Genomic DNA, 17,167 nt, shown 5'->3' on the forward strand with positions numbered 1-17,167 from the left:
CGCCCGTGGTGGCACTTCAGCCTTATTGTGAATGACTATGATCTATGAAAATAAGACCCCCTCACGAAGCCGCTATCAGCGATTACAACATCGATTAGTGACTACTATCTTATAAGAAATAATCCACACTCGACGAGCGGCGGCACCGTCCTACGAACAGCGGAAACACAATATCAATGCAATCAACAAGCAACTACAGCGAGACAGATCTGGCCTACACAATGGGGCTCATAGCCGGGGAGGGGTCGTTCTTCGTCACCTTCAACCGCGATGATCGGTATCGGCATGACATCTACTACGGTCCCAAGTTCTCGATCTCGATGGGAGAGAAAGAAGCAGAAATGCTCCAGAATCAGTGCCGAATCTACAGTCTCGGGACGGTCAATAAGAGTCAGAAAGGCTTCCAGTGGATCATATCGAGCCGCGCAGAGTGCCGCGAACTGATCAAACTCATCGACCAGTACCTCGAGCAAAACCCTTCCACGGAGTTCCAGAGCGCAGCGAAACACAACGCATATCAGAGCTGGCGAGCCGCGCTGGAATTACTCAGACCGGGGCGACAGCTTACGGCTGACGAGGTGATTGAACTGGCTGAATTGCGTGACGAGATAAACTACATACGAGCAACGAACTCGATTGAGAGTGAGGAAATCAAGAGGATCGTCAAATCGACTGATGCCGCATAGAATGTCAGATAACCAGAAGGAATAAACCCGCTACATACCTATATTCACATGAGGCTCACTCAGAGCCTCGCTAACCTGGGGAGGTTAGGTATCCATCCGGGTAGCGGACGCTCCGTCCCTACTGGAGAAACGGCATCCAGAGGCCGGGTTATCAGCCCCGGTCGGAACCGTTTCTGCGAGTTAATTAACAACACTGAGAGCACAGTACACTTGATTTCTCATAGAGACTGGCTGGAGTGCCACTCACAAGCGGTATCAGAGCAAGAAAGTCGTGTTCCGGATTTGCGCCGTACCATCCGTCACTGACGAGTGATTGTCTTCGGCGGTGGCACACTCCCTGATCTACAGTTAGGAGGGCTCTACCGTGTGTTTGTGCTCGTTATGTCAAAAAGTGTATCATTTGTTACATGAGATGATATGACTCATGATAATACGGCGTGGACACAGCTCTGTAATCCGGCAACTCGATCAACCGAATCTTCGCGCGGGTACGTAGTGCCAAGCGGGTACGCAAAGACGATACTTTGACCCCCTTACCGGCGGAGCCCCAAATGGGTGTTATTTCGAGTGGTAATTGTCCTTGACCTACTGTTGCGGGCACACCGTTTTAGATCGGGGGACATGCCAAAATCAAGTTATAGTCTCAACGGTATCCCCAGAATCGTTTCCATAAGCCGCCAATATCACTCCGCCAATAAAAAATACGACTCCAAGAGGTATCCCAACAAGCGTGATGATCAACAAAAATCCGGTAACAATACTCAAGTAACCGATCAGATTCACGAACAGTACTACACCTGAGTTTCCTTCTGAAAACCCCGGTTCTCTAATTTCTACACCGTCTTGGCTATTATTTTTCACCGCAGAATCCGTTGAGTCATCACCATTTTCTGATTTGGTGACATCCGCTCTTCCCACAGTATCATTATCCTCGAATTGAGCGCCGCAGCTGTCACACTGAAGGCGTCCGTTGAATCCGTCAGGCCAACCCGCCCAGTAAGTTTTCAGGCGAATCGTCTTTTCTTCGCAGTCTGGACACGGATTCCATTGCTTATATTTCACCTCCGAGAAGTTGGTCATTTGTCTCTAATCAGAACCATCGCAACACTGTGTCCACCGTTCATAATCGTATTTCTGAACTCCCATCCATCTGACTCAAGCTTTTCCAGAATCTCTTTCGCTCGAGCGGGGCGGTTTTTTGGAGTTGCATCTAATTTTACTACTTTGTGTTCTACCATTATTATCTGTTAAAACACCGATCAGAAGTCCAGACAAAGCGATGCGATGTATTTTGTCCGCTCTTATCGCTCTCCCGGTCGATCACTATGCGGTCACATCGATTGGCGTCTTGTTGATCAAAGTCTTCGAAATCATAGGGTTCCAATAGCTCCACCGACAGAACCGTCTCAGCGTAATGCTATAAACATACGTTCGTATAGCTACAGACATACGTCTGATATGCTACCGATTTTGCTTAGAAGGGCTATTGATATGATCGCCGGAATCGCCGTTCAATGCGGCCTCGAGTACCGTGGATGACCAGTGCCGATAATCACATCCTTGAGTTCCTCGATGAGAAGAACATCGTTGCGACTCCTCAGGTGATTGCTGCGAACATCGACTACAATCGGCTGTACGTGAATGAGCGGATTCGAGTCCTCGCTCAAAACAAGCTCGTTGAGAAGGATGACAAGCCGCTGTACCAGATCACGGAGCGTGGACGTCAGTACCTGGAGGGGGAACTCGATGTCGACGATCTACCAGCGAGGCACGAAGAAGATCGTTAGATTAGCGGTTCTCTCAGGTCTTTAATTCTGCTTGTGGTGGCATGAATTTTTAAGGTCGTCTCACTTGGTCCAATAGATCGGAGCGATAATTTTCGATTCGGTTCGTGCTTGTCATTCATTGGCACGCCTTGGTAGCCTTCCGTGATAAAGTGTCATGCCACCGTATCAATATTATTGACATATACACATTGATCGCGGGTGTGTGTTTCTAATATATTCACACTCGAAAATCAACACATCGTTTATTTCTGGAGCCAATGTATATTATTAGTTTAAATCCATTTGTCCCCAGTACGGGGCGTCTTCAAGGCCGTCATCAATCCAGAACGAAGACCTCCCCTCTGCTATCTTCTCAAGATAACCATCGGCCGCCAGGTTATCCAGGTGACGCATCGTCGTGCTGCGAGTGTGATCCACGTGTTCGTCCACCGTTGCCGTATCTGCTGCTTCGAGCTCTATCATCGCACGGATAGTTTGATGCTCCAGGGGTGTCCGATTTCGAATCCGAGAGGCAACATTCTCTACTGGAACCCAGTCGGGGATGCAGCTCGAGTGAACGTAGATGTCCGAGGACATGATTTCCTCTCCGCGGCCCGCACGGAAGATCGCCTGTGCGATCTCGTTGTGTACGTTGTGCTGGAAGTATCTGTATCCGTGCTCGCCGAAGTCTTTGTTATCTCCGCGCCCCGTGATCTTCACGTCGAACCCGTCGTGGGCCGCGAGCCTTTCGACCTCGGAGTGGCCAGTCGAGGGACTACCGATAACCGCGAGGAGATTGTGGTCTTTGAGGTCGTTCTTCGACCGGAGATTGTTGAAGTACAGATCGTAGTTGTCAGAGTGCTGATCGAGGACGTTGTGCTTATCCTGTACTTTATTTCGAGCCTTCTTGCTGGTGATAACCGCCGTCTTTCTACCGTGCTTCCGGTGGATGGACTCGATCAGCGTAAACACTTCCTTCGGGTCACAGTATTCTCCACTCCCGTACGGCTTCCGCGAGTTGGACGTCTGGTAGATGTTATAACCGAGTATTTCGGTGATGTAGTGCTCACGTTCGTCGTCGTCCATGAACCGGATGTGCTCCAGGTCAGTGCCGAGACGATTTTCCCACATCTCGTGAGTGGGGGTACCGTCGAGGGCGATCACACAGGAAGTCATACTGAAGTCAGCCGACCGTCGGATGGAGAAGTGGCCCTTCTTGTTGAAGTCGGAGACGATCGTTGCCCCATCTTCAAACTCCGTCCGTCGGATTCTACTTTTATCCAGCCGGTCGTAGTCCAAGAGGTGGAGCAGTAGCATCACAGCGTCGGCCCGACCTCCCTGGCGGGAGAGAGCGAGTTGTGAGTCGTAGAGATCGAACTTCTTGAGATCCTCAATGAGCTCAACCTGGTCGACGGGACCCAAGTCATAGATCTCACTCTTGTTCTCGAAGTCGATTACGCCATCCATCATATCGTGGGCGGCCAGGTTGGTGATCGCACTCTCGGCGGCCCCCGACGAAATAACTTGCTCGTAGGCCGCAGCCGCATCCTCATCGATCAGAACCACACGGCCCTTCTTGTACGATTCTACGTATGCGTGCGAGGGGTGGCCGATGATCAGTTTGATGTCGTCGGCATCGAAGTCGCACATCTGAGTGTACGTACAGGGGGCCTCCTCATTCTGGCACTCAATCGAGAACTGAAGGTTCTCGTGAATATCCTTCGCGGTCGCACCATTGCTCTGGAGCGTCTCGATCAGTTCCTTGTGACGGGCACGCTCTTGCATCGATTCACAGTGCTTGTTCATCGACGGGAGGATCTTAACCTCGTCCTCAGAGAGGCCCGTATTCTCGACCGCCTCTTTCATTATCTGTTCGCGGGTGTCCCACAGACGAGTGAAGACTGTAACCTTTCGACCAGTCCGGGACGCGACGTGGGCGGCTGCGTGCGTCTTGCCCAGCGACATCAGGGCGTCGATTAGCGCGTCGACTCCATCTTCAACACAGCGGTCGACGAGATCGCCGAGCTGCTGCTGACGCTGGCGTTGGGGGGAGACATCGGACTCGTAGTCGATCGGCTCAGCCTCACTCATCTATTCGTCTATCTCTTGGAGTTTGCGCTCTCTCTCGAGACGATCCTCCAGAATTTTGTGGACGAAGATTGTGAAAGAGAAATCGGCCTGACCAACGAACTCGTTCTGCTCCGGGGTCAGACTAATCGACGTCCGTTGGAACTCATAGTTGAACGTATCCCGCTGGTTCTCTTCTGGAGGGTCGAGATCACCAGACATGACATCGTTAAGTGCGTTCTGAACGACACTCGATAGCGACAGGGAGTTGTCTTTGATATACTGGTAGTGATCAGTCCGAATCTTGTATGGTCTGTTGGGCATTGTCTGTATAAAAATATACGCTACAAGTGTATAAGTATTCCCACAAAATGATAAATACACTCATAAGAATACTGATATAATATGCCACCAAAGACATCAGTACGAGAGGCCATGAAACTCTCGTTTAGAGCAATATCCCCTGAGAGTGCCGAAATCGGATGGTAGAGCGAAATACCAACCCAAATCACGTACTTTAACCCTATACGTATATTGGGTTGCCAGCTGACTCAGTATTATACAAACAAACAATTTTGGAATTAATTTCTTGCGATTTACAGACATTTAAACAGTATTGGTGTTCGCCCAAATATAAAGTTCAATGTCCCTAATAGGGTCGTACTGCTCGGTGACGCGGAGGTACGCCTCGACCAGTTGCTCACCTGGCTGCGTTATGCCTGATCGCCCTCCAACTCACCGCTCCGCTCTGTGCCAGTCGCCTCACTACTGCGAAGATGGCTAAGCGTTCGGTCGTCGAACTTCGGATGGCACCAGTACTTGTAGCCGTTGAGGGCTTCGTCCCGATCGCGCCCGACGAGCTCGTGGAGTACCTCTTTCGTTAGGCCGGTGAACGAGTAAACTTCTCCATCGTGCTCCCACTGGACATTGTCGCTCTGGCCCGTGTCCCCTGTCACAGTCGCCCACCAGAAATCGTCGTCTTCGTCCCACGTTCGGTTTGCGTCCGCAGGAACACGCTCAGGATCGTATTTGACCCGCTCTCCGGGTCGGAGGACGCCTCGTTCCAGTAGGACGTTGATCGCAGCTGGACGGCGCGATCGCTGCTGTTGTTTCTCCTGCTTTTCTCGACGCTTGGTCATGTACTCCTCCGCCTCAGCGACCGGAATTACTTGCTGACTATTGAGCAGCACTCGGCCCTGATGTTCGTACGCCTCGATACGACGGCATGTGATGTCCATGCCGTATTCCTCGATGAGCCACATCACTGGGGCGGTGATCTCCGTACCGAAGCTTCCTGCGGCGAGGACGATCCGCGGTTTCTGGTCGAGCTCGAACTCGGCCCAGCCATCACTCGACGTTGTCAGACTGTCGGACTCCCCGATGAAGTCGACAAATGTCTGTCCAACACTCTCCGGCGTCAGTTCTGTCTCGTCTCGGGAGGACCAAAATTCGCGGTAGTCTTTCTGAACATCCTCCGCAGTCAGCGTCGCACAGTAACTCGCGTACTTGATCGCCTGGAGGTCAGTCGTCCGGTCTGCACGATCCCGTTTGAGCTCGACGACGACGAGTTTTCCCGTCTGATCGAGAGCGAGTATGTCCAGCCGGTCGCGAGTATCCTCGAAATTCGCATATTCGGAAGTGATTACGAGCAGATCCTCACCGAGTATTCGCGGCTGCTCGATCGTCCATTCTTGTAGATCCTGTCGCTCAAGCAAGCCGAGGTCAGCGAGATCCTGCTCCTTGAGTCCCTCAAGCGTGCCTTCCTCCTCGACACTAAATAGCATACATCAGTGTGTTTCACACTGGGCTAAACAACTTCGCTCCATCACCGGGTTCAGAAGCCATCTATACTCTTCGACGGATAGGTGATGTAAATGGTTACACGGGACGGGGTGCCGCACGATAGACGGCTGTCTGGGTCGATTACAGTGACGGTAGACAAAGTGCGGGTGAATCCCAAACCACGGCGCGACGCTGAGCTCACCGTGCGAGACGAAGACGGGGCGGAACTGACAGTCATCATCTGGGAGACTCACGAGATCGATCAGTCGTGGGAAGAGGGGGCTACCTACGAGCTTAGCGGTGCACGTGGAAAGCGGTATTCGACAGGAAGAGGTACCAACGTCGAAGTTCAGAGCACGAAGGCGTTCGCGGCAAAGCGAGTCAGCACGAGCGACGAGACTTGTGTCCTCGTACTCGGTGACACTCATGTTGGGTATCGTCACCGACCTCGTTCCGCGAAGCCGGCGTGGGCAAGAGAAGTTAACGCTCGTGATGTATTCGCCCGCTGTTTTGAACGCGCACGCGACCTTGGCGTCGACGCCGTCATCCACGCAGGTGACGTATTCGACCATGAGAATACACAGGGGGATCGAAACGCAGCCCGACAGGCAATCTCGCAAACCGTTGGTGCGGGAATCCCGTTCTACTACGTGTTCGGGAACCACGATGACGAAAACGGCCGGACGCTGTTAGCGTCGACTCCAGGTACTCATCTCGGGGCGAAGACATCGACCGTAACTGAGTCGCTGGTGACGCTACTGGGCGTCGACCACTGTGGCAAGTCGTTCCCGACAACTGTGCCGAACCTCTCACTGGCTGGATCTTCCGGTGTCAATGTGCTGGTCATCCACGAGTCTCCGCATCCGGTCGTCGACGAAACGGGTACCCTCTTGTACCAGACCGACGGGAACAAGGCGGACATCTCCACGTTTCTCGGTAGCACCGCCTTCGATGTCGACCTCATCGTCACGGGGCACATCCACGTCGCCGCACACAACAGCGTCCAGGGTCACGACATCCCCGTGCTCGTCACTGGGCCCACGGTTCCGATCAGTTCCTATGAGAAGGATAGCAACCCCTCGACATGGCTATTGACTGCTACGAGCTCAGGGCTCGATCTCGACCGACAGCCGATGTAGTGTCTTGCTTGAACAGCGGCTAAAAATCATCTCGAACCGAGACCCAGCATTCTGGACAGTATCGATCCTGTAATTCCCCCGAGTAGGGAGTCACGATCTTAGTTCCAGAAACTTCCGAGCCACATTCAGTGCACGTGACTGGCGATGGAGGGTTTTCAGGCGCAGGAAACCAATCTGGGAGTTCATCGAGATCGGTTGAGAGTGACCATCCAGGAATATCATCTTGATCGTCGAGGAGGTTCTGTTTCAGTTCACCAACGCCGTCACGAGTGACCCACAGACCCCCAGCCAGATACCCCCAGTACTCCACGTAGAATCGATTAGTTGACTCACAGGTGACACTGATGCCATCGACTCCGTCTACGATCATCGTCGGATCGGCCTGATTTCGGACGATTCTGACCTGTGGCTGACCCTCATTTTCGAATCCGCCCCAAGTCTCGTCCTGCTCGATGATATCTGACTCCGAGATATTGAACACACTCGTAGCGTATCCGGTCGACTACAAGAATCTACCCAGGCGAACATTCTGAACGGGATACTATCAGGATATTACTGATGATCACCTGATAGTGAAAGACAGACATATCTCGCAGTCGGGTCGGTACAGCAGACAGATTGAAGTGTAATGTTTGTGTGAATTAGTTGTGCGACCTTCTATCGGGAAAACAAGCGTAGTTGAAATAACCTGTATCAGCCAAACAGGGAACGCCCACGTTAAAATTTCAGATAAAAAACACTTAAACATCGGATGTATAGATTGTAGCGTTGGTGATTCGGTGGAAGTTCGACGTCTTGACAAAAAGTACTGTATATGTCTTGACTCAACGCTACGGCCAGATAATTACTTATTTCGGTTAAGTAGGATGAGACAACATGATGATGAAGTTAATTCCGATAAATATAAAATTGAAAACAATACTGATGAGATTGTAACTGAAACACACAGATCGAAAAAAGACAAAAATCCATTCGGTGGTAGTGGAGAAAATAAAAATAGCCTAATTAATGGTTCATTATAGTTTTGTGATAACCTATTTTCGATGCTCGGTTCCATGTGCTCAAGTAACCCATTGTCATTCCCAAGAGGTAGACTGGGAGTATCTAACATACCACAAATGGCGAGAGGGGACACCGCACTCACACGGAAACCTATCTGTACAATGCTCAATAGCCGAAATACACAGATCCTTACCCCGCAAAGCGTGTACTATGGATCGCATTGAGAAGTGTAGACGATGTTGATGGAGCAGCATACCTCAGCCACCTGTCCGGACTGCGACGAGCCTCTGCTCTTTGGAACAAAAAAGAGGTAAACAGGTGGAAAGTCTACTACGAGTGCAACGACGGGTGTGGCTTCGATCAGATGGCGGGTCGAGTGAAACTGACCGACGTAGAGCATCAAGACGAGGTACACGATCGTGCCCGCGAGATGGGCGAACAGTGGACCAACCGTAACGAACAGAAGTGAGGTCTGAGAATCTCTGCTTATGAGACGCTTCGAGGTCGGTGATAATGTCCGCGTCGACATCCCCAATCGAGATGATGCTGACTTCGACCGCTATCACGGACAAACCGGAAAAGTCGTCGAAGTGATTGAGGACGACGCTGGCCAAGCGACGGGGGACGAACGTGATTCGTATCTGTTCGGCGTTGAGTTCAAGGGCGGCAACACCGATCACTTCCGCTGGCGAGATCTACGGCCAAATCCAAAAGAGGAGTAGAAGTATACACTGTTCTCTGCGTATTCCGGATACTCCGAGTAGACGTTCTATCGATCTCGTCTGAGGCGATATGAGAGACTCAAATCCCTCCCCTTTCGACCCGGAACCATTGCTCCGAGAGAGGAATCCATGCCACCACCAACACCTGCTTGCACGCGATGACAGGCTACTGTGCCGCGGCACGAATGCTTGCGAAAATGCCCAACATTAGCATCACCAGAACGAACAAGACGATGAATCCCTCCAGAAATCCCACAAGAGCAACTGGACCTTCTCGTGCCGCCTCGAATCCAGCGTCCATTATTCCCGTTATAGAACCAAGCAGAACGATGAGCACACCAAGACCGGTCGGGAGGAGCAACTGTCCGATCTGTTTCATGTGTAATAATAGCAACTCTGATCAGTTATATTCTCACATGAGCGACTCCGCGCGTCAATCTGACTAAGGAGGCGACGGATCAATCGGTCGATTTCTGCTCCTGACTCTCACCCAACAATATATGAGGCCGGTCGCCGTGGCACAGATCATGCCCTCAGACTTCCTCCAGTCTCGATCCGGTCGCCCGTGGAACTACGACCGAGATGGCGATGAGTTCGAGTTCTATCAAGGAAACGGCTCAAGCGCACTTGAGATCGTAGTCGTTGACCACGGCGAGCGCCCGACCAAAGAGTACCTCCAGAAGACGTATTCAGACCGTCGGGGCGGTCGAGTTAATCCAATCCTCATCGTCGCCCTCTATGGTGATCACGCGGGACTCTGTGGCCCAAGCGGTGAGGAGCCGCTCGTGTATCGAGATATTGATCGTGGCCAAGCAGACCGCGTCTGTGATACCGCGCTTGACGAACCGGACAGACATACAGCACAGCGATTCCTCACTGAGACGCTTCCACAGCTCGAAGAAGAGCTAACTGGGCTCCGTAATCAGGGCCTCCTCTCGACGCACGAGCTCAAAGTCGGTGTCCCAGACCGTGACGACTGGGCGGATGCGACCGAACAGGCTCAACAAGCGTTCGACGATGATCCACGAGAACTAATCAAGGGCCTCAACTACGAAATCGACCAGCTCACCGACCAGAGCTACGTGTTAAAAGACACGAGCGACGGCCACGAGCGCGCTGTAGCGATGTTTCTTCAGGAGGATGAATCGTTCGACCACGCTCAGGAACGCTTCGTGGGCCAGTCTCCGGTCGCCTACGCCCTCAACGAGGCTGACAAGCGCAACCTCGAATACGTTATCGGGAGCAGTGGCGACACACTGCGGCTGTACACGACGAACCCGGACGCCGGGTTTGGTTCGCGTGGCCGGACGGACACGTACGTTGAGGTGAACACCAGCCTCCTTGCGGACGAGAAAGCGGCGTATCTGTGGCTGCTGTTCTCTGCGAACGCGCTCCGTGACGACGGTACGCTCCACGGCATTATGGAGCGGTCAAAGGACTACGCGGCCGCCCTGGGAGAGCGACTCCGCGAGCGCATCTACGACGATGTCGTCCCGGACCTCGCCGAGGCGATTGCCCGCGCGCGGAATCTGGATGACCCCACGAAGGAGCAGCTGGACGAGACGTATGAGATGACAATCGTGCTGCTCTATCGGCTCCTATTCATCGCCTATGCCGAGGATGAGGAGTTCCTTCCAAGGCGACGCAACGAGCGGTACGATCGGAACTCGCTCAAGCAGAAGGCCCACGATCTCCACGACTTTATCGAGGGCGACAGCGAGTTCGACGCTGCGTTCTATGACCACTGGGACGACGTGATGCACCTCTCGCGCGCGGTCCATTATGGCCACGACGAGCTGGGGCTTCCAGCCTACGACGGCCGCTTGCTTTCCGAAGACGAGGACATCTCCGAGGCGGGCGCAAAGCTGGCTGACATCCGGCTCAACAACGCCGAGTTTGGCCCGGTACTGGCGAAGCTGCTGATCGACGAGACCGGCGACGGGTATCAGGGTCCAGTCGACTTCCGGAACATCGGTGTGAGGGAGTTCGGTGTGATCTACGAGGGGCTGTTGGAGTCCGAACTGTCGCTGGCGGAACAGCCGCTCACCACCGACGACGAGGGACACTACGTCCCGGTCGACTCGGACGGACAGCAGACGATTGGAGACGAGGAAGTCATCGTCGACGAAGGCGAAGTCTACCTCCACGGTCAGTCTGGTGAACGGAAGGCGACGGGGACGTACTACACCAAATCACGTTTCGTCGAGCATCTTCTCGACCACTCGCTTGAACCCGCGCTGGACGACCACCTCGACCGGATTGATCGGCTTCGCGAAGAGGAGGGCGAGCACGCAGCCGCAGACGCATTCTTCGACCTTCGCGTCTCGGACATCGCGATGGGATCTGGACACTTCCTTGTCGGGGCTGTCGACCGGATTGAGTCACGCTTGTACGCGTACTTGACCGAGAACCCGTTGTCACCAGTCGAGGACGAACTCGATAATCTGGAGGATGCTGCGTTGGAGGCGTTCGAGGATGAGGAATACGCGCCGCCGGTTGAGCGCGGTCAGCTTCTTCGGCGTCAGGTCGCCCGACGTTGTATCTATGGGGTCGATCTTAATCCGCTGTCAACTGAGCTCGCTCGGTTATCAATTTGGGTCCACACGTTTGTTCCTGGCCTACCGTTGACTTTCCTCGACTACAATCTCGTAACCGGAGATTCACTGGCTGGGATTGGTACTTTGGACGAAGTCACCGAGATCCTCGATGTCGAGCAGTCATCCCTGGGGATGTTTGCTGGCGGTCAGAGCGTGATGAAGGAGATCCGTGACGACATCGATCAACTGGGTAACTTTGCCGATGCCAGCGCCGAACAGGTGCAGGAAGCCCGTGAGACGCGTGCAAAAATCGAAGAAAAGATCGAACAAGTTAGAGCGCGATTTGATGTTCTCGCTGCATCACGGATCAACGATGATATTGACACCGATCCTGTTTCGGATACGGAGGTCGATATAACCGAAGAAAGCTGCTACGACAAAGCACAAGAGGTTTTGAAATCGACTCGTCCCCTTCACTTCCCGACGGCGTTTCCTGAAGTATTCGATGGGGACAAATCCGGATTTGATGTTATCGTAGGAAACCCCCCGTGGGAAAAAGCGAAAATCGAACGACACGCCTTTTGGTCTCGATATTACCCTGGTCTCCAGCGTGGGATGACTTCACAACAACGTGAAGAAAAGATAGAAGAACTCGAAACCAAGCGTCCTGATTTGTTGACTGAGCTTGAGCAACGGCAAGAAGAACAGCAAAAGAGAAGCAAGTTCTTAATCGAAGGAGATTATCCCGGTATCGGGTCGGGCGACCCCGATCTATATCAAGCGTTTTGCTGGCGTTTTTGGAACTTACTTTCGTCAGATGGGCGAGTGGGCGTTGTCTTGCCACGAGGCGCATTTATGCAGAAAGGTTCTGAAGAATTTCGTCATCGGGTTCTCAAAGAAGGTGATTTCGAAGATGTAACATTTATAAAAAATAAGGGACAGTGGGCTTTCCAGATTGGTGTCCGAGTTACAATCGGATTAGCGGCATTTACCAAGCAACGTTCTGACGGTATGGTTCCTATCCGAGGTCCATTTAATAGTCCAGAAAGCTTTGAAGAGGGAGTTTCCAGTGATCCATATCTATTCAGTGTAGAGGATGTTGAGTCTTGGACGGATGTAGCAGCTTTCCCACTCCTCCCCCCAGATAGACGGTCAACAGACGCCTTTAGACAGATTCAGAGATCACCTCGCGTCGATAAGAGCCAGGATGTTGACTGGAGAATCCGACCATACCGTACAGGGATCACGCGATCCGATTGTTTAGACTTAGAGGACCCCTCATCTGTAGATTATGATGTATGGCCAGTTTACAAAGGTAGCTCATTCGACATTTGGGAGCCAGAGACGGGCATCTATTACGGTTATGGAAAAGTGAATGACCTTTGCGAGTATTTGCAGAACAAGAGGGTTAACAGCAAAAATCACCCTCGCTCAGCTTTCTATGAAATGGACAATGACTGGATAGAAGATCCAGATACTTTACCGTGCTACTCACCACGTATTGCGTTCCGGCGGGTAACTCAGAGGACTAATAGTAGAACCGTCTTGGCTGCGTTAATCCCGCCGAGGGTGTTTATGAGAGATGCTGACCCGTTCTTATTGTGGCCCCAAGGTGATGAGAAGGATGAAGCATACTTGATTGGTGTGCTATCAAGTATCCCGTTAGATTGGTATTCGCGCCTCTTTGTAGAAGAACACCTTGACTACTACATCTTCAATGGATTACCAGTCCCTCGTCCGGGCCGTAATGATCGACTCCGAGAACGAGCTGTCGAACTCTCCGGGCGACTCGCAGCAGTTGACGATCGCTACGCGGGCTGGGCTGATGAGGTCGGCGTCGAATACGGCCCACTTGATGATGAGGAGATGCAGGACAAAATCTACGAGTTGGATGCCATCGTCGCCCACCTTTACGGCCTCTCTCGAGAACATATCGAAATCATCTTCGAGACGTTTCACGATGGATGGAACTACGAAGAACGCTTAGACCGCGTCCTCGACTACTACGCGAGCTGGGCCGATAAACTTGATCTCGACCACGCAAACCGCGAGGAGGAACGACAGGCGGGTACACGAAACGATGACTGAGCAACCGCAGTTCGTCGACAACCGCGACGGCAATACCCTGTCGACAGCGATCAACGCCTATCTCTCGGATCTTGACGACACGCTCGCCAACGACCCCGACCTGGACGTCGTTACGGGCTATTTCAACCCACGCGGGTACTTCTCGGTCTCCGACGGCCTCGAACACGTTGACCAGGTACGGCTCCTTGTCGGTGCACAGCCGAGTAACGAGGGCACGGAACGATGGCGACAGCCCGGAGATCCTCGAGACGAGGAGTACAACCAGAAACGAATCAACGAGTCGCTCCAGACGCTCGACCACAACCTCAAGCGTGACCGCGACCTGCTTGGATTCTCTCGCCAAGTCGACGACAATCTTCAGGAGCTGGTCGATTTCCTCCGCAGCGATCGTGTCGAGGTCCGTCGTCACGAGGATCGGTTCATCCACGGGAAGGCGTACCTGTTCTCGGACAATCAGGGCGTTCTCGCGGGGTCGTCTAACTTCACGGGCGCGGGGCTAAATTCGAATCTGGAGCTGAACATCGGTGCGTACAATCCTCACGTCACGGGTCAGGTTCAGGAGTGGTTCGACGACCTCTGGGCCGAAAGCGAGGAGTTCGATCTCGCCGCGCTGTACGAAGAACGGTTCGAACCCTACGACCCGTACCTCATCTATCTGCGCGTCCTGTACGAGCGATACGGCGAAGAACTGGAAGAGGAGAAGGAAGAGGAGGACGGCATCAACCTCACGAACTTCCAGCAGGACGCAGTGCGCCGCGCTAACGGGTTCCTCGAGAAACACGGCGGCGTCATCGTCGCTGATGAGGTCGGCCTCGGTAAGACATACATCGCTGGCGAGCTCCTCCGCCAGTACGTCAACAAGAATCGCCAGCGGGCGCTGGTTGTGGCACCAGCCTACCTTCGGGATGGGATGTGGACCCAGAAGGGTTCGGAGTGGGGTGTTCAGTTCGAAACGGTATCCTACGCTGAGCTCCGACGCGATCGGCAACTCGGCGGCGATCTGAACGTACTGAATCTTGACGTCGACGAGTACCAACTGGTCGTTATCGACGAAGCTCACGCATTCCGAAATCCCGGCACTCAGCAGTCACACGCGCTCAGGACGCTCCTGCGTGGCAACCCACCAAAGGATGTCGTGATGCTCACGGCAACACCTGTTAACAACTCCCTGTGGGATCTCTACTATCTCCTTTACTACTTCATCAAAAACGACGCGGCGTTTGCTAACGAGGGCATCCGATCACTTCGCGAGCGATTCAAGGCCGCCCAGTCGGAGGACCCGTCCGATCTGAGTCCGGACATGCTGTTCGACGTCCTTGACGAGACGACGGTTCGGAGAACTCGGCGGTTCATCAAGAACTACTATGAAAACGCCACGATGCCCGACGGGGAGGGTGGCTCTGTTCGGATTAACTTCCCCGATCCGAACCCGAAACGGGTTGATTACACGTTCTCTGATACCTTCGGCGACGCATACTTCGAGGACGTGTCCCGGGGACTGGCCGCTGGCGACCACGATGAAGCTGATCTGTCGCTGGCCCGGTATCGCCCGTCGTTTTACCTCGAAGGCGAAGAGGACGCATCAGAGCTCTCTCTCGTCGGACTGCTCCGCACGGGACTGCTCAAGCGGTTCGAATCGTCGAGCCGCGCCTTCGCCAATACGCTCCAGCGAATGGTGACACAGAACCGCGCTGCGGTTCAGCTTATGGAAGAAGGGTACTTCCCCGACCCTGATGCCATCGATGAGTGGGTAGAGATGGACAGCGATGCGGCATTTGATGAGACATTGGGTGACGCCTCCGATGGCCACATCCCTCTCGGTGCTGTCGAAGCTGACCCAGACCGGTTGCGTGCAGATTTAGAAAACGATATCGCCATTCTCGAACGATGGCGGGAGGGCGCGGCCGCAGTTGAGCGCGAAGACGACGAGAAGCTCCACGCTCTACGAGATGCGCTTCAGGATGTTGTCTCAGAGGCGCGTAATGATGCGCAGTCGGGGGAAGTGGATGAAGAGAATGTTGAGTCGAGCTTCCGACGCAACCGGAAAGTGCTGCTGTTCTCGTACTACGAGGACACCGTCGATTGGATCTACGAGTACCTGGAAGATGTCGTTGCCGAAGACGACGAGCTCTCGTGTTACGAGGGGCGGATCGCGGCGGTCAGCGGCGATGGGTCGAAGTACGAGGTAACACGTGAGCAGGCGGTTCATGGTTTCGCACCGAACTCTGGTGACGCGCCGCCAGATGCGACGGACGAGTTCGATATCCTGATCTCGACTGACGTGCTCGCGCAGGGTGTCAATCTCCAAGAGGCCCGGACAGTGATCAACTACGATCTCCCATGGAATCCGATGCGAGTCGTCCAGCGGAACGGGCGTATCGATCGGGTCAACTCGCCGCACTCGAAGATATTCCCGATCACGTTCTTCCCAGAAGATCGGCTCGACGATCTCCTTGAGCTCGAACATCGTGTTCGACAGAAGCTCACGCAGGCCGCCCGATCAATCGGTGTTAGTGGCGGCGTCATCCCGGAGATGGAGACGCTGAACCAGAACTTCGCGGAGCGTGTCGAAGACATCGGGGCGATCCAAGAGGAAGACACGGAGTTCTACGAGGAAGGTGGTGGGACTGCGGCCGCCTACTCCGGAGAGGAGTACCGTCAAGAACTCCGGAAAGGGCTCGAGACACGGGAAGATCAGGTTACCTCGCTTCCGTGGGCGGCGGGCTCGGGCTTCGTTGGCGACAACCCAGGTTACTTTTTCTGCGCACGGATTGGTGATGAGGTATTCATGCGGTTCCTCCCTGAAGGGATGGAGGAGGAGGACGAGATCGTTCAGGACACGCTCACGTGCTTGAAGCGAATCGAGTGTACCGAGGAGACAGAACGAACGCTCCCGGACACAATGCGCGATCGCGTGTACGATGCGTGGGAGACAGCCCGCTCAGATATCTACTCCCAGTGGCAAGAGCAGACTGACCCGCTGAACGTCCAGCCTGACATCCGGAAGCTGTTTCGTGAAGTCGGCGAGCACTTGCGGGAGAACTGGCCGGACGACATGACACAAGACAGGCTTCAGGAGACGGTTGAAGCCGTTGAGGCTCCGTGGGGCCGGCGGTATGAACGCGAGCTCCGCGAAATATACGAGAACGAGGGCCTCGGTCCGGTTGAGAAGTCCCGACAGTTGGTCGAGAAAGTCGATGATCTCGGTCTTCAGCCGTTTGAAGCCCCAGACCCACTTTCGCCGATTCAGGAAGACGAGGTCAAGCTCATTTGCTGGATGGTTGTCACTCCCGAAGAAAACGAGAGTGAGGATGACCGACCGCAGCTGATGAGTCAGGTGACGTTCGGAACGTAGACCTTGGGTGCTACTCGAATTAG

14 protein-coding genes are annotated in these 17,167 nt (G+C 53.7%); 8 read left to right on the forward strand and 6 right to left on the reverse strand.

Annotated features, from left to right (window positions below; all coding sequences use genetic code 11):
• Nucleotides 1-176 precede the first annotated feature (176 nt).
• Nucleotides 177-686, forward strand: a complete 510-nt coding sequence (locus tag KM295_RS09155) for an LAGLIDADG family homing endonuclease (RefSeq protein ID WP_256029643.1) — start codon at nucleotides 177-179, stop codon at nucleotides 684-686.
• A 630-nt stretch (nucleotides 687-1,316) separates the two neighbouring features.
• Here KM295_RS09155 and KM295_RS09160 read toward each other — a convergent pair.
• Nucleotides 1,317-1,766, reverse strand: a complete 450-nt coding sequence (locus tag KM295_RS09160; protein WP_256029644.1) for a hypothetical protein — start codon at nucleotides 1,764-1,766, stop codon at nucleotides 1,317-1,319.
• A 455-nt stretch (nucleotides 1,767-2,221) separates the two neighbouring features.
• On the opposite strand from KM295_RS09160, the gene KM295_RS09165 reads away from it, so the two are divergent.
• The gene (locus KM295_RS09165; protein WP_256029645.1) at nucleotides 2,222-2,473 is read left to right on the forward strand and encodes a winged helix-turn-helix domain-containing protein; all 252 of its coding nucleotides are present in this window, start codon (nucleotides 2,222-2,224) and stop codon (nucleotides 2,471-2,473) included.
• Between the two features lie 267 nt (nucleotides 2,474-2,740).
• Here the strand turns inward: KM295_RS09165 and KM295_RS09170 are convergent, their stop codons facing one another.
• The 3 genes from KM295_RS09170 to KM295_RS09180 all read right to left on the reverse strand — a co-directional run bounded on the left by KM295_RS09170 (nucleotide 2,741) and on the right by KM295_RS09180 (nucleotide 6,303).
• Nucleotides 2,741-4,543, reverse strand: coding sequence for a hypothetical protein (locus tag KM295_RS09170; protein WP_256029646.1), 1,803 nt, complete (start codon nucleotides 4,541-4,543; stop codon nucleotides 2,741-2,743).
• Nucleotides 4,544-4,843 carry a hypothetical protein gene (locus KM295_RS09175; RefSeq protein WP_256029647.1) on the reverse strand — a complete coding sequence of 100 codons (300 nt, stop codon included), beginning with the start codon at nucleotides 4,841-4,843 and terminating at the stop codon, nucleotides 4,544-4,546.
• A 389-nt stretch (nucleotides 4,844-5,232) separates the two neighbouring features.
• Nucleotides 5,233-6,303 carry an endonuclease NucS domain-containing protein gene (locus KM295_RS09180; protein WP_256029648.1) on the reverse strand — a complete coding sequence of 357 codons (1,071 nt, stop codon included), beginning with the start codon at nucleotides 6,301-6,303 and terminating at the stop codon, nucleotides 5,233-5,235.
• Nucleotides 6,304-6,504: 201 nt separating this feature from the next.
• On the opposite strand from KM295_RS09180, the gene KM295_RS09185 reads away from it, so the two are divergent.
• Nucleotides 6,505-7,440 carry a metallophosphoesterase family protein gene (locus KM295_RS09185; RefSeq protein WP_256029649.1) on the forward strand — a complete coding sequence of 312 codons (936 nt, stop codon included), beginning with the start codon at nucleotides 6,505-6,507 and terminating at the stop codon, nucleotides 7,438-7,440.
• A 19-nt stretch (nucleotides 7,441-7,459) separates the two neighbouring features.
• Here the strand turns inward: KM295_RS09185 and KM295_RS09190 are convergent, their stop codons facing one another.
• A complete protein-coding gene (locus KM295_RS09190; protein WP_256029650.1) occupies nucleotides 7,460-7,921 on the reverse strand; it encodes a hypothetical protein in 462 nt (153 codons plus the stop codon).
• Between the two features lie 385 nt (nucleotides 7,922-8,306).
• On the opposite strand from KM295_RS09190, the gene KM295_RS09195 reads away from it, so the two are divergent.
• The 3 genes from KM295_RS09195 to KM295_RS09205 all read left to right on the forward strand — a co-directional run bounded on the left by KM295_RS09195 (nucleotide 8,307) and on the right by KM295_RS09205 (nucleotide 9,164).
• Nucleotides 8,307-8,462, forward strand: a complete 156-nt coding sequence (locus KM295_RS09195) for a hypothetical protein (RefSeq protein WP_256029651.1) — start codon at nucleotides 8,307-8,309, stop codon at nucleotides 8,460-8,462.
• A 200-nt stretch (nucleotides 8,463-8,662) separates the two neighbouring features.
• Nucleotides 8,663-8,911, forward strand: a complete 249-nt coding sequence (locus tag KM295_RS09200) for a hypothetical protein (RefSeq protein ID WP_256029652.1) — start codon at nucleotides 8,663-8,665, stop codon at nucleotides 8,909-8,911.
• Between the two features lie 19 nt (nucleotides 8,912-8,930).
• Nucleotides 8,931-9,164 carry a DUF8139 family protein gene (locus tag KM295_RS09205; protein ID WP_256029653.1) on the forward strand — a complete coding sequence of 78 codons (234 nt, stop codon included), beginning with the start codon at nucleotides 8,931-8,933 and terminating at the stop codon, nucleotides 9,162-9,164.
• A gap of 166 nt (nucleotides 9,165-9,330) precedes the next feature.
• Here KM295_RS09205 and KM295_RS09210 read toward each other — a convergent pair whose 3' ends face one another.
• On the reverse strand, nucleotides 9,331-9,543 hold the full coding sequence (locus KM295_RS09210; protein ID WP_256029654.1) for a hypothetical protein: 213 nt from the start codon (nucleotides 9,541-9,543) through the stop codon (nucleotides 9,331-9,333).
• Nucleotides 9,544-9,664: 121 nt separating this feature from the next.
• Between KM295_RS09210 and KM295_RS09215 the strand changes: the two genes are divergently transcribed.
• Both KM295_RS09215 and KM295_RS09220 read left to right on the forward strand, forming a co-directional pair.
• A complete protein-coding gene (locus tag KM295_RS09215; RefSeq protein ID WP_256029655.1) occupies nucleotides 9,665-13,789 on the forward strand; it encodes an Eco57I restriction-modification methylase domain-containing protein in 4,125 nt (1,374 codons plus the stop codon).
• Nucleotides 13,782-17,144: a helicase-related protein gene (locus tag KM295_RS09220; RefSeq protein ID WP_256029656.1), complete on the forward strand. Its 3,363-nt coding sequence runs from the start codon at nucleotides 13,782-13,784 to the stop codon at nucleotides 17,142-17,144. The genes KM295_RS09215 and KM295_RS09220 overlap by 8 nt, the downstream gene beginning before the upstream one ends.
• Nucleotides 17,145-17,167 lie beyond the last annotated feature (23 nt).

This window comes from Natronomonas aquatica (genome assembly GCF_024449025.1).
In the GTDB taxonomy this organism is placed as follows: Archaea; Halobacteriota; Halobacteria; order Halobacteriales; family Haloarculaceae; genus Natronomonas; species Natronomonas aquatica.